The 9,886-nt window shown below is 53.6% G+C and carries 8 protein-coding genes and 1 pseudogene; 1 reads left to right on the forward strand and 8 read right to left on the reverse strand.

The window, feature by feature from the left end; genetic code table 11:
• The 3 genes from CPT76_RS13430 to CPT76_RS13440 all read right to left on the reverse strand — a co-directional run.
• A partial coding sequence (locus CPT76_RS13430) for a lamin tail domain-containing protein (RefSeq protein ID WP_181152832.1) occupies positions 1-954 on the reverse strand: 954 nt, incomplete at its 3' end.
• A 274-nt stretch (positions 955-1,228) separates the two neighbouring features.
• Positions 1,229-2,287, reverse strand: a complete 1,059-nt coding sequence (locus CPT76_RS13435) for a Gfo/Idh/MocA family protein (RefSeq protein ID WP_105443278.1) — start codon at positions 2,285-2,287, stop codon at positions 1,229-1,231.
• Between the two features lie 12 nt (positions 2,288-2,299).
• Positions 2,300-3,175: a sugar phosphate isomerase/epimerase family protein gene (locus CPT76_RS13440; protein ID WP_105444070.1), complete on the reverse strand. Its 876-nt coding sequence runs from the start codon at positions 3,173-3,175 to the stop codon at positions 2,300-2,302.
• A 136-nt stretch (positions 3,176-3,311) separates the two neighbouring features.
• On the opposite strand from CPT76_RS13440, the gene CPT76_RS13445 reads away from it, so the two are divergent.
• The gene (locus CPT76_RS13445; RefSeq protein WP_105443279.1) at positions 3,312-4,199 is read left to right on the forward strand and encodes a helix-turn-helix domain-containing protein; all 888 of its coding nucleotides are present in this window, start codon (positions 3,312-3,314) and stop codon (positions 4,197-4,199) included.
• A 220-nt stretch (positions 4,200-4,419) separates the two neighbouring features.
• On the opposite strand, the gene CPT76_RS13450 is transcribed toward CPT76_RS13445, so the two are convergent.
• From CPT76_RS13450 to CPT76_RS13470, 5 genes and pseudogenes are all read right to left on the reverse strand, one after another.
• Complete coding sequence (locus CPT76_RS13450) at positions 4,420-4,533, reverse strand: sporulation protein YjcZ (protein ID WP_089546971.1); 114 nt, start codon at positions 4,531-4,533, stop codon at positions 4,420-4,422.
• 114 nt (positions 4,534-4,647) lie between these two features.
• On the reverse strand, positions 4,648-5,376 hold the full coding sequence (locus CPT76_RS13455; RefSeq protein ID WP_105444071.1) for a ThuA domain-containing protein: 729 nt from the start codon (positions 5,374-5,376) through the stop codon (positions 4,648-4,650).
• Between the two features lie 53 nt (positions 5,377-5,429).
• Positions 5,430-7,019: pseudogene (locus tag CPT76_RS13460) on the reverse strand (extracellular solute-binding protein).
• 40 nt (positions 7,020-7,059) lie between these two features.
• Complete coding sequence (locus CPT76_RS13465; RefSeq protein WP_105444072.1) at positions 7,060-7,968, reverse strand: carbohydrate ABC transporter permease; 909 nt, start codon at positions 7,966-7,968, stop codon at positions 7,060-7,062.
• A 25-nt stretch (positions 7,969-7,993) separates the two neighbouring features.
• The gene (locus tag CPT76_RS13470) at positions 7,994-8,959 is read right to left on the reverse strand and encodes an ABC transporter permease (RefSeq protein ID WP_105443280.1); all 966 of its coding nucleotides are present in this window, start codon (positions 8,957-8,959) and stop codon (positions 7,994-7,996) included.
• Positions 8,960-9,886: the final 927 nt, after the last annotated feature.

A 9,886-nucleotide genomic window follows, 5' to 3' on the forward strand; every position in this document is an offset into this window, starting at 1 on the left:
ATAAGATGCCGTCACAATGATGCTGCCCATGCTGTCCTTAATGGACAGCGTCCTGGCACTGCCATTGGCCATGCCACCGCCACCGTTGATCCGGAACAGGTTCTGCCCCTCAACCAGGCTCGTCCCGTAGTTTTCGTTAAAGGCTTCCTCGGTCTCGCCTTTGTTGTTCTCGTTCATAATCCAGAAAACTGCCGGGCTGTGCGCGGGAATGATCATATCCTCGCCGCTGACCGGCGTCCAGTTGTCTTTATTATTGTAAAAGAAAGAATAGTCCTTGAAATTGATGTTCTGATCCGTATTGTTATAAACTTCGACATATTCGTAAGCATCTGCTGAAACACCAGCCACGTTGGCTGTATCCGGAACCATCTCGGTAATCAGCAGCGGTAGCCCGGCGGAAATGTTCGCTACCGTATCCTGCCCGGTGCCTGGTTCTGTTTCGCTGCCCTTAATTGGCGCGCTATAAGAGATTGTCTGGAGCACCTTGGACTGCTCGTCCAGCAGCGTTATCGAATAATTCAGAATCGTGCCCTTTAGCGCCTCTGCTGGAATGATTGCATTGTATGTATCCTGCTTGCCTTCGACCTGTACCAACGGTACCGATGCTTCGGTGTTCCCGTCCACCGCATACTTCACGACACCAGACCAACCCGCCGCGGCTGTTCCTGTGATGGCTGCGCTCACCGTGAAATCCTGATCAGCCGAAACTTCAGCAGGTGCCTGATGATCGATCTGCAGCGTATTTTGCGTCTGCTGATCCTCCTGCGGGGTCTCCGTGTTCGTGCTGTTGTCTGCTGCCGGGGCAGTGGGATCGTTCACCTGCTCCGCCGTAACGACAGGCGCGGTTTGATCGTTCAGGCCGTCTGCGTAGCTGAGGGGTGCCGCTGCGCTGATCAGCATACTGACAAGCATCACGGCGGACACGCTGCGCTGCAGCTTACTAGTCCTCTTCAATGGGTAAGTCTCTCCTTCACTCATGAAATGTTGTCTGCATCCTGATGTCTGCATACTTCAGTGTAGTGAGTTTTTATTTACGCCATGTCATTGGAATGTAAAGGGATCATTAATCTCATTAAATTTTCAGTCCGGTAAAGCGATGAAGGCGTATTTTTTACACTTGACGCAAAAAAGGACTGCAGCAAAAGCCTGCAGTCCTTGTCATGTCATGTAACAGCAAACGAAATGGATAATAACCATTCATCCGCCTTGATAAGTTGGATTCAACGGGTTATGCCTGCACCGCAGGGCCCGCCTCCATCACTTCCCGGATCAGCACCTTGCTGCCCGTCTTGGCGCTTTCCAGCGCAGCCAGCACCATGGCCATGCTGTAGATGTTGTCGCTGCAGTCCGTTTCCGGCTTGCGCCCCGCTTCAAGCGCCGCGAACATTTCGTCCAGGCAGCCGTGATGAAAGGTGTTGCGCATGGAATCAAGCACGCCGGGCACGCGCGTATATTCGCGGATAAACTTGCCGTCCTGATCCCCTTCGGCTACGACTTCGGCATAAGGTTCGCCGTGACCGTCCCAAACGGCCGTCCCCTTTTCTCCGGTGACGCGCCAGAATGCTTCCCAGGATGTCGGCATCCCCTCAGCGCACCAGGAGCCGCGGTAGTTGAACACCGTGCCGTCGGACATCTCAAAGATGCAGATCGCCATGGCATTCCCCTCATACCAGGACCCCGGAGGATTAAATTCGTGGCAGTATACGGAGACCGGATTGGCACCCGTAATGAGGCGGGCCTGATCAAACGTATGGATTGCCATGTCCAGGAGCAGCGGGCTGGCCATCGCTTCGCGGAAGCCGCCGAAATGGGCGCCGATAAAGAAGTCTGCTCCGATAAACCCCGTACGTCCGATCGTTCCCTCGGCAATCAGCTTGCGGAAGGCCCGGATGCGCGGGTCGTAACGCCGATTCTGCATCACGGCATGCGTACGCCCGGTCCGCGCCGATCTCCGGACAATGTCCAGACAGTCCTCCATCGTTTCAGCCAGCGGCTTCTCTGCAAATACGTCGCAGCCCAGCTCCAGAGCCGTCGCGCTCACACCATGATGGCTTGAAGGAATGGTCACGTCAAAAACGAGATTGGCTCCCGAGGCCTGAATCGCTTCCTTGACATCTGTAAATACCGGGCAGTTCAGCGACTTGCGCTCAGCCATCGCCAGCGCCGCTTCCTTTTTAATATCCACCAATCCGACGATCTCGGTGTCTTCCCGCCCGGCCGCGTAATCGACCCAGGTATTCGCCATGCCGCCGCAGCCTGCGACGACGACTTTGTACTTCGCAGTCATCTGCTTGTCCTCCTACACCGGATTCGGGATGAAATCCCCGCCCCGGCACCGTTTTAAATAATTCAATGCGTGAACCTGGCCCGTCATCTCCAGTTCGCCCCTGTAAACCGGGTCATGCCAGCCTTCGATGTCGATCGTTCCCTGATATCCGTTCTGCCGCAAAATGGTGATGATGTCCGCCCAGTTGCTGTCGCCGAATCCCGGCGTCCGGTGCCAGACGAACGGCTGATTGCCGTGAACGCCATGCTCTCTGACGACATCCCATGCGATCGTGGCGTCTTTTCCATGCACATGGAACACTTTCGGGGCCCATTTGCGAAGCTGCGGGATCGGATCGATCAGGCTGACCATTTGATGGCACGGCTCCCATTCCAGTCCGAGATTGTCCGCCGGCACGGCATTGAACATCATTTCCCACGCAGCCGGACCATGGGCGATATTCCAATCCCCGGTCTTCCAGGTGCCGTCCATGTCGCAGTTCTCAAACGCCAGTTTGACGCCTTGATCTGCCGCCCGCCGCGCCAGCTCTCCAAATACCTCTGCAAATTTCGGGATGGATTCGTCAATGGGACGTCCTGTCAAACGGCCCGTGAAACCGGATACAATTTCAGTGCCGAACAAATGGGCATGATCGATCAGCCGCTCCCACGTCGCCAGCGTATCCTCATTGTTGCCTTCCCCGGTCAAAGGATTGCCGAACACACTGATGGCCGAAATAACGAAATCATGCTCATCCGCCAGCTCTCTCACTCGCGCAGCAAGCTCCTTCAGATCGGTGCCACCCGAGGTTTGCCAAAAGGTCAGATTAAACGATTCAAAGCCGTGCTTGACGATCTGCGGGATCACCCGGACCGCGTCAGCGCCGCCGACCAGCGTTCCGATACGCATGATGTTGGTATCCAATATTGTGATCACTCCTATATTGACATATAGTATTCATAACATCACCATTATAGCGGGGAGAACCGCCGTTTTCTCTAACCGATCTTGTGGAATACTAGTCTGATTTTGAGGGGGTGTGGAAATGACCTATCCCAGGGACCTATGGGAAGATACCGCGCTGGAAAATACCGCTTATCCGTTTCAGCTTTTTCAAAACCGCTGCCTTGCCGCCCGCGCCGGCCACTGTATTCTGTACCTGCACTGGCACGAGCATTTTGAGCTGCTTGTCATGAAGCGCGGCAGCGCCGTGTTCCATATCGACAGCCGCCCGTATGCTGCAGCTGAAGGGGATGTCCTCATCATTCCCGGCGGGAGCCTTCACGTAGGCTACTCCCTCGCCGAAGGCGACGTCCATTATGACTGCATTGTCGTCAATGCTTCCCTGTTTAATGACTGGCTGCATGATCCTATACATATTCAATACGTCGCCCCCTATCTGGAAGGCCGGCTTCGGTTCCCTGTGAAAATTAGCTCTTTTGAAGAAGGGCATCCCGGTTATTGGGCCCACTTGGAGGAGATCATCCGGGAACTCAGCTCCAAGCCTCCGGCTTACCAGCTGACCGTGAAATCCAGACTGCATCTCTTATTGACGTTGTTGGCCAGGGAGAATAATCCGAGCATGCTCGAAGCAGAGGCACATAACGCTTATTTTCCCAACCGGGAGAGGTTTAAGCAGCTGATCCGGCATATCGAATCGAACTTTTCGGATAAGATGACCGTTGAGCAGGCGGCCAGGCAGGTCAGCCTGAATCCGCACTATTTCTGCAAGCTGTTCAAGCGGTTGACGGGCCGCACTTTTGTTGAATACGTTAACATCTGCAGAGTAAAGGAAGCCCGTCGGCTCCTGACCGAAACTAACGAGTCCGTTACGGAAATCGCTTCGCGTGTAGGGCTTGATAATCCGAATTATTTTACAAAGCTCTATAAAAAGTACATGGGGACGACACCAACCAGGGAAAGAAAAAGCTGAATAGGATTGGCCCCGGTGCCAAAACTCCATTTGGTCCAAAGAAAGCAGCTGCGATCCGTGTGCAGATTTACGTAATGAAGGTTATGTAAACATCAGGGCGATAACACAGGGTTGTTCGCACAGACTCCCTTGTTATACGTACCTAACTTTTCTTCGGGCTTCCATTTCAGCTGCCGTACAAATGCAAAGGGCCTAGCCGATAGCTAAGCCCTTTGAGAGATTAATAGATAAATGCCTTGGTGATAATGACCAGGAGAATAAACAGAACGAGAATGGCAGCTACGCTGTTCCCCCACATTCCGCCGCCGTATCCAACACCAGCTACTTCACTCATGTGCGAGTCCCTCCTTCGTATCGGAATACATCACATTCTATGATTCGATCTTGGGAGAGGAGCGGGCTAAGAGGAAGGTTCCCGCCAATATGTGCTGTTGTAATGCAGGGCACTTTATCTCTTAACCTGGATAGGCTCCAGCGGCGCCCGGTTGCCGTAGACCGGGGCCGCCGCCCCGCTGGGAGCAGCCCATTGCACGGCGTTTGTGATCACCCGCTGAATTTCCTCGTTATGATAAGTCGGATAGGTTTCATGACCCGGGCGGAAGTAGAAAATTTTGCCCCGTCCACGATAGAATACAGCTCCGCTGCGGAATACTTCCCCGCCCTCAAACCAGGACACGAACACCAGCTCATCGGGCGCCGGAATATTAAAATGCTCCCCGTACATCTCCTCTTTCGGCAGTTCGATATACTCGCCGAGCCCGGCGGCAATGGGATGAGCCGGGTTAATGACCCAGATCCGTTCCTTGTCGTCCGCCTCGCGCCATTTCAGCTGCCCGGTCGGCGTTCCGAGCAGCCGGCCGAATATTTTGGAGGCATGGCCGGAGTGAAGCACGATGAGACCCATCCCGTCCATGACCCGGCGGTACACTCTGTCCACGACCGAATCCTGGACTTCATGATGGGCAAGATGACCCCACCAGACAAGCACATCCGTCTGCGCAAGCACCTCATCGGTCAATCCGTGCTCCGGTTCATCCAGCGTCGCCGTTGCAACCGTCAATCCGGCCTTCCCTAGAAATCCGGCGATCGTGCCATGGATGCCATCCGGATAAATCTCGCGGACGGCGGCATGCCGCTGCTCATGACGAAACTCATTCCAGACCGTAACTTTCATAATGTTCAGCACTCCTTCGAAAAGCCGATACTGACGGTCTGGAACCGTCCGGCGCGCTATTTTACGCTGTTGTAACGCTCATAGGCATCCGTCCGGATCGTCACCAGCCGTTCCAGACCCATCAATGTAAGCGTCCCACTGCTCGTCGATACCGCCTTTGTAATCCACTGTGCGCGGGTCGTTCGCACATACGTATCGATATCGGTCGTGAGCGTCGGGAGCTCCTGAAATTCCTCAGCGGTGTACATGACATTCGGGAACGGGGTCGTAACGTAATCCTTGCCCAGCTTGTCGATGGTCAGCTTGAGGCCGTCCCCGTTGCTCGGGTCGAGGATAATATTTTTCTCAAAGCTCGGGCTCACGTATTTCGGGCCAAAATCACGGACAGAAGACTCCCAGTACCACGCATCCGCACTGGTCCCTGCCGGCGGATTCATCAGGGCATAGGTGCCGTCGTCGTTTTTCTTAATGACGGTGTCGATGGCGCCCCAGAAGTTTTGGATGCTGGCTTCGTTCGTATAAAACTGGTCCGCCCAGCGCGCTGCCGCTTCCGGATATTTGCATGTCGTGGTGATCAGCAGCTCGTTACGCCGGTAGCTGAGCCCGTTCGGATCGCCGACTTGATAACGCTTACCGTCCGGTCCGGAAATCGTCGGAATGGTGACATATTCGTCCTTCCATTTGCCGAACACCGCATCCGGCGTCCACTGATGGGTGAAGCCGACCAGCGATACGTCCGGATTTTGCTGCTTGGCCGTCAGCATTGTGTTGTCCTGGGTAAACAGCTCCTGGTCGATCAGTCCTTCCGAGAACAGCTGATGCGCCCACTTGATCGCTTCCTTGTATTCTTCGGATGTCGGATAATACACCGGTTTGCCGTCTTTGATCATCATGCCGGTACCATTCAGGTCCGTAATGCCGAATGGATTGAGCAGGTCCATGCTGATGTCGCCGGATCCGCTGTACGGAATTTCGTCCTTTTTACCGTTTCCGTTCGGATCGTTTTCTTTAAAAGCCTTCAGCACTTGATGCAGCTCATCAATCGTCTCGGGAACCTGAAGCCCAAGGTGGTCCAGCCAGGCTTTGTTGATGACCGGCTGATTCTGCGTCACCGGACGGGACGGCAGCCTTGCGGGCAGGGAGTACATTTTTCCGTCCGGGAAAGTGCTGATCTTTTTCAGCTCCGGCGACTCCTCCATGGCCGCTTTCAAATTCGGCATGTACTTGTCAATATAATCGTCCAGCGGCTGGAAGAGGCTGAGATTATTCACGATATCCGAGTCGGAGAAAGCGATGTCCCCGAAGACGATATCCGGCAGCGTGCCGCTGGCCAGCATGATCGATTTCTGCTCGCCCCAATCGTTGGAAGACATGACCTGCCAGTTGATCTTGATATTCGTTTCTTTTTCCAAATTTTGCAGCCAGGTGTTCTTCGTGAATGTGTCGCCCATATTTCCCCACCGGACGGTCAGCACGTTCAGCGTAATCGGCTCCTTCACGATGGGAAGGCCTGTTTGATTGAAGCTGTCGCTGCTTTCGGCCGTTTTGCCGCCGGAGTCGCCGCCGCTGCACGCCGTCACACCGACCAGCAGCGTGGACACCAGCCCCAAGGTAACCAACAGTTTACCGGCTCTTTTTTTGCCCATTCCAGAAATCCCCCTAATATTTATTAAGTGGCCTTGCCGTTTATTCCTTGACCGCTCCGATCATCACCCCTTGGTTGAAGTACTTTTGCACGAACGGGTACAGGCACATAATCGGGAGGGTCGATACGATAATGACCGAATACCGCATCATGTTCGCCAGCCGCAGCGCGATATTGGCCGCTTCCCCGCTGCCGAGGCTCGACTGCATTTGATTCGTGATCAGGATGTTTCTCAGAATTAACTGCAGCGGATACAAATTAGGATTTTTCAAATAAATCAAAGCATTAAAATAGGAGTTCCAGTAGCCGACGGCGATCCACAAAGCGAGCACGGAGATGACCGCCTTGGACAGCGGCAGCACGACCAGGACATAATAGCGCAAGTTGCCGCACCCGTCGATCTGGGCCGCCTCCCACAGATCCCCCGGAATGCTGGTCTGGAAAAAGGTCCGCGCTACGATGATGTCGTAAACGACGACCGAAAATGGCAGCACCATTACCAGGAACGTATTGTACATGTGAAAATCCCGGATGGTCAGGAAGGTCGGAATCAAGCCGCCGCTAAAAAACATCGTGAAAATAAAAAACAGGGAAATCGCTTTACGGCCGACCAGGTCTCTCCGGGACAATGCGTAAGCGGCCGATACGTTCACGATCAGGCCGATCGCTGTGCCGACGACCGTGTAGAGAATGGTATTGCGGTATCCGATCCAAATGTTCTCATGCTTCAGCAGCTCTTTGTAGCCGTCAAGCGTAAAGCCTCGCGGAAACAGCCATACCTGGCCGTTGCCCACGGCCGAAGGGTCGCTGAAGGAGGCGATGACGATAAAATACAGCGGATAGATGAGGACGATCAGCAGCAGCACCGCGACGATGTAGAGCAAAACTTCCAGAACGCGGTCGGATGATCGGCCGCCGGCCCTTCCGGTGGCGGTGCTTGCTGCCTGCATGGCTTCCACGGTGTTATTCCCTCCCTTACCACAGACTGTTGCTGCTGAGCTTTTTGGAAATTTGGTTTACCAGGATCAGCAGCACAAAGTTGATCAGCGTATTAAACAGGTTGATGGCCGATGAGAAGCTGTACTGGCTGCTGAGCAGACCGATTTTGTACACGTACGTGGAAATGACTTCGCTGGATGAGATGTTCAAGTTGTTCTGCATCAGATACACTTTCTCAAAGCCGACGCCCAGCAGTCCGCCCATCCGCAAAATAAACAGGGTGACGGCCGTCGGGATCAGCATCGGAATATCGATGTAACGGATTTTCTGCCAGCGGCTGGCCCCGTCTACGGTTGCCGCTTCATAGAGGCTCGGATCTACGGCTGACAGCGCCGCAATGTAGATAATGCTGTCCCATCCCGCATGCTGCCACACATCCGACCATACATACACGCTGCTGAACATCCCGGCCGATCCCATGATGTTGGGTGCCTCCGCACCGAACAGCCGGTAGATGCTGCCGATCAGGCCGCTCCCTGGAGACAGCAGGATCAGCATCAGGCCGACCATGACGACGGTAGAGATAAAATGAGGCATGTACGTCACGGTTTGAAAAAAACGTTTAAACCGGCTCGCCCTCATCTGATTGACCATCAAGGCCAATACGATCGGGATCGGGAAGGTCACGATGCTGTACAGGCTGATGATCAGCGTATTTTTGATCGTGACGTTAAATTGGTAGGAATGAAAAAATTTCTCGAAATACTTCATCCCTGCCCAGGGACTTCCCATAATGCCCAGCGCCGGACTGTAATCCTTGAACGCAATGAGGACGCCGTACATCGGCTTGTAGGAGAACAGCAGCAGCAGTATCGCCGCCGGCAGCAGCAGCACGTACAGCCCCCAATTCCTTTCGATTCTTCCCCAGGTTCGCCGGAAGCCGGATGACTCTGATTTCAACGCAGGTCCCCCCTCTCTCCTTTCTTTCGGAACAAGACTCATTATAAATGGACTTGAGGAGCTTAATCGGACCTCTTGCCGCCGTTATCCGGACTCCCGGGTACGGAAAAGTCTGTCCGCGCAGCCACGCCAACCGTCCGATCCGGACGTAAGGATGTCACTTTCCGGACTTTTGGAGCGGATGCGCAGTATTTCGCATTTTGTTACGGGCTGGGGTTATATATAATGAAAAATAAAGCGCATTCATAAGAGGAGGCGTCAGAACAGAATTTTCATGCGGCTAATCATCCACCGTACCGGCAAACCTTACCCGGTCAAACATTATGTCAACATGCTGATTGTCATTTTATTTACGGCGCTTGTCCTCGATTTTATGATCAGCTATGCTTCGATCTCCATCGTCAAGCAGCAGTCCAGCCGAAGCCTGCGGGACACAGCCGATCTGTACATCAACCGGATCAACCATGATTTCGCCTACATCAATCACTACATGGGCTGGTCGCTGGCCAATGACCAAATCATCGAGACGATGGATGAGAACGCTTCAGGTTCGGCCGAATTTCTAAAGTCCAACACCCAGCTTCATCAGCGATTTACCGAGCTGCAGAAAAATTACGGCCAGGCATATCAATTTTTCATCTATCTGAAAAACAAAGATTTTTTCCTGAACTGCGCTCCCTTAAGCATCGGGTATCCCGATTATTTGGAACTGAAGCGGCAGATCATTTCCTACGCCGAGGACAAAAATGTATACGACAAGTTTTATTCCCGCTGGACGCCGGTCCTTGTCCGGAATAAATATTATATTGTCAATATCGTCCCTTATCATGACCGTTATTTGATCTGCCTTATCTCTGCAGACGAACTGATCCGTCCGCTGCAGAGCATCGACATGGGAAANACGGCACCGTCTCTCTTGTTGATGAACNGGCATCAATATTTCCACACCGATCCGCGTGGACGAGACCC

It is taken from the genome of Paenibacillus sp. AR247, assembly GCF_002968895.1.
In the GTDB taxonomy this organism is placed as follows: Bacteria; Bacillota; Bacilli; order Paenibacillales; family Paenibacillaceae; genus Paenibacillus_AQ; species Paenibacillus_AQ favisporus.

Excerpts from the sequence above, each read along its gene's own strand:
- CPT76_RS13435 (WP_105443278.1), bottom strand. The coding sequence starts at position 2,287 with ATGACTGCGAAGTACAAAGTCGTCGTCGCAGGCTGCGGCGGCATGGCG.
- CPT76_RS13450 (WP_089546971.1), bottom strand. The coding sequence starts at position 4,533 with ATGAGTGAAGTAGCTGGTGTTGGATACGGCGGCGGAATGTGGGGGAAC.
- CPT76_RS13465 (WP_105444072.1), bottom strand. The coding sequence starts at position 7,968 with ATGCAGGCAGCAAGCACCGCCACCGGAAGGGCCGGCGGCCGATCATCC.
- CPT76_RS13470 (WP_105443280.1), bottom strand. The coding sequence starts at position 8,959 with ATGAGTCTTGTTCCGAAAGAAAGGAGAGAGGGGGGACCTGCGTTGAAA.
- CPT76_RS13445 (WP_105443279.1), top strand. The coding sequence starts at position 3,312 with ATGACCTATCCCAGGGACCTATGGGAAGATACCGCGCTGGAAAATACC.
- CPT76_RS13440 (WP_105444070.1), bottom strand. The coding sequence starts at position 3,175 with ATGCGTATCGGAACGCTGGTCGGCGGCGCTGACGCGGTCCGGGTGATC.